General features: G+C 35.6%; 3 protein-coding genes. All 3 read left to right on the plus strand.

Going from position 1 to position 3,569, the window contains the following annotated elements; translation table 11 throughout:
• The first annotated feature begins 46 nt into the window (after positions 1–46).
• The 3 genes from QME58_14250 to QME58_14260 all read left to right on the plus strand — a co-directional run bounded on the left by QME58_14250 (position 47) and on the right by QME58_14260 (position 3,535).
• A complete protein-coding gene (locus QME58_14250; protein ID MDI6804975.1) occupies positions 47–532 on the plus strand; it encodes a hypothetical protein in 486 nt (161 codons plus the stop codon).
• Between the two features lie 192 nt (positions 533–724).
• On the plus strand, positions 725–967 hold the full coding sequence (locus QME58_14255) for a hypothetical protein (GenBank protein ID MDI6804976.1): 243 nt from the start codon (positions 725–727) through the stop codon (positions 965–967).
• A gap of 66 nt (positions 968–1,033) precedes the next feature.
• Positions 1,034–3,535 carry an FN3 associated domain-containing protein gene (locus tag QME58_14260; protein ID MDI6804977.1) on the plus strand — a complete coding sequence of 834 codons (2,502 nt, stop codon included), beginning with the start codon at positions 1,034–1,036 and terminating at the stop codon, positions 3,533–3,535.
• The last annotated feature ends 34 nt before the right edge of the window (positions 3,536–3,569 follow it).

Genomic DNA, 3,569 nt, shown 5'->3' on the forward strand with positions numbered 1-3,569 from the left:
TTTTTCAAATGCAAATAAATATTTTCGTCAAAACTAATTTTTAGAGATGCCCTATTATTTATCTGACATATGGGGGTTTTCAAATAATGATATATTTATAACAGGCTATCTGAGTGATCAAGCATTTGGATCAATATTCCATTATAACGGAACAAACATGATTCAGGAGTTCACGAGTTTTGTTTCATTTAGATCTATTTGGGGAGCAAGCAAGAAGACATTATACACGGCAAGTTATGGAGGTCTTTTCACTAATAAAAGTGGTATATGGGTCGAGATAATATATCCTGGGTTCCGGGCAGGATTAGAAAAAGTAAGAGCTTCTGCAAAGAACGATTTATTTGTATGTGGTCATTTTGGGAAGCTTCTTCACTACAATGGTTATACTTGGAAAAATTATGAAACACAGTTTAGCGGTTCAGATATTTGGATATTGAAAGCTTTACATATTTTCAATAATACTGTTTTTATAGGAGGTATCGGTGGTGAAGGATTCGACAGACGTGGAATTGTATTAAAAGGAAGGAGGTGAAAAGGTGCTGATTAAAACAAGGGCAGAGTAAAAATTACCCTGCCCTTTACATCGACAAATATTAGGTCTAAGGCTCGCTACCTTAATATTTCCCGTACCGATTTAAACTGGTACAGGCATTGCCTTTTTATTTGTCATTAAAAATATAATAAATAATCAAATCAAAAACATTTAAAATTTACGGAGCTTATTATGAAAACTTTGCAAATTATAATGATGATATTAGTTGTTACGAGTTTGAATTCTCAATCTATTCCTAATAACTATGTTTATACTCAAGCAGGTACGGTAAACGCTTTCACTAAAGTAGACCCACCTGCAATTTTTCTTTACAGAAATGAACTTAATACAACAAGTACGGCAACTTTTCAAATCGAAGCACCAGACTCACCCGATAGCGTTAAAAAAGCAATAAATTATGCTGCAAAAATTTGATCATATCTTATTAAATCTAACCAGGCGATTAAAATAAGAATAGGCTGGAAAACGCTAGAAACCGGAATGTTAGCGGGAACTAATCGCGATTCAATTAATTACTATTTTAATTTTACAAATGCACCTAAACAAAATATTGGTTATCCAACCGCTCTTGCAGAAGCGATAAGTAATGAAAATCTTAATGGGGGCAAGTCAGAGATTGTAATCGATTTTAATAAAAATATATCTTGGTACTGCGATACAGTTGGTAATTGTCCGGCTAATAAATATGATCTTGTAACGGTTATGATGCATGAAATAGGTCATGGTATAGGATACCTACCGTCGTTTGATGTTGACAATAGTGGAATAGGCAGTTGGGGATATCCTTACGGAGGCATTAAACGTCCTACAATTTACGATACGGCTTGTGTTGTAGGTCAATATCCTACAAGTATTTACATTTTAACAAAAACTTCAGTATATCCTAATCCATCGCACGATTTAGGGAGTGCATTAAAAAGCAATAATATATATTTCGATGGTCTAAATGTTTACCGTATTAATAATAATGTACTTCCAAAACTTTATGCTCCAAGTACTTGGGCAAAAGGTTCCAGTATATCACATCTTGATGAAAATTCATACCCACACGGAAATAGTAATTCTTTAATGACACCTAAAACTGATTATGCAGAAGCAATCCATTCGCCAGGAGAAATTGGTTTAGCAATGTTGCAAGATTTAGGTTGGGATATTAATAGAATAGTTACTTTTACTTCTCCACAGGGTGGCGAAAGGTGGGCTCGAGGAGAAACATATCAAATAAAATGGACGGATAATGACGGTCCAGAAGTTACATTAAAATTGTATAAGAAAAATGAACATTTTGGTACTTTTGACGAAGTTTTAACATTGGGCAGTTTTCCGAGTTATAGAGATAGAACAAATACTCATAACTGGACTGTTCCTACGACTTTAATAAACGGAATATATCGACTACAGGTGTACATGTTCAGCGGCGAAGGCATAGGATTAAGCAATGTATTTACAATTTCAAATCAAGTTGCTGCACCAACATTTTCTCCGCTCGGAGGTATTTATGTTGATCCCCAATCTGTTTATATAAGTTGCTCTACGCCGGGTGCAACAATTTTTTATACAGATGATGGAACTACACCATCTCAAAGCTCCATCCCGTATACCAATAATCCTATAACTGTTGATACCGACAAGACCTTAAAAGCAATAGCATATAGAAACGGTTATACAGCAAGTGACGTGGGTAGTGCAACGTATATTATAGGCACGACAGGTGGAGGTTTATTAACGGTTGGACCAAAACGGAGAGATGATAATCGCAGTGCAATTCAATATATATCAGAAGGTTCAACGCGTTATACGTATGATACCGAATTTTACAACCGTGTTGGTACTGGTGATTTTATAGGCGGAATTGCAACAAACGAAAAAGCTCGTTCACTTTTACAGTGGAATCTATCCGATGCGCTCATCCCTGATGATGCAGAAATTGTGCAAGCACAATTACAAATAAAGGCTTATGACTGGTTAAATCCACCATCAATAAAACTTGTCTCGGTAGACATTAATTTTTCGAACGATTATAAAGCAATGTGGAATGCACCGAATAGTGGTGTTGAAGTACAATCTGGGATTAACTTTTCGAGCGTGAACACTTGGCAAAATGCTTATTCAGAGGGTTCAACATTTTTAACTCAGCTTAAAAATAAATTGCCGAGTAACAGATTCCAATTGGCATTGATCTCACAATCAGAATCAGTAAATGATAAATGGCTTCAAATCGATTTGGATAATACATACCTGACTATATGGTTTAAACCGCCATCTAAAACTGTAACTTTCCGAAATAATTTAAATGGCACACACAATGTCGCGCAAGTTAAAATTGATGGAGTTTGGCAATCATCGCCTTTTACGCAGCCATACAGATGGGGAACGAATTTACAAATCGAAGCAACCGCAGAACGTTTAAACCATGCAAGCAATAATTGGAAATTTAAAAAGTGGATGGATAAACCAACGGATCCTATACAAAGAAATATTACAATCAAAGACCAATTAACTTATCAAGCTGATTTTGAAAAGGTTTATAATCTAACTTTACGTAATGATTGGGAAGGAACTACAGGTGGACAATTGAACTATCAAGAAAGTCCTGTAAATTCTGGTCATACCGCAGAAGATATTTTTAAAGATTCACCTATTAATTTTAGTGCAATCACACCGCAAACGAATGGCGGGATAACCTGGAATTTTTACTCGTGGGATGATGGTGTAACAAGTCCTAACCGTAATGTAACAGTTACAAGCACAAAAGAATACAAAGCAAAATTTAAAGCACACCTATATTCTAATACCCCAAAAGCAACCGCGTATAACAACAGCCGTAAAATAGCAAAATGGCAGTCGGTACGTTTATACTGTGTATACGAAAGTGGCGGAGCAATCTGGTTTACAGAAAGCACTAACAATGGAGAAACTTGGTCGCCAGAAAAACTTTTAAGCGAGTTACCGAATTACTATAGGGCATCTCTAAAATCTTAGTTTGGCAATAAAAATCAACGTGATTGTAAACGCA

The organism is Bacteroidota bacterium (assembly GCA_030017895.1).
Taxonomy (GTDB): domain Bacteria; phylum Bacteroidota; class Ignavibacteria; order UBA10030; family BY39; genus JASEGV01.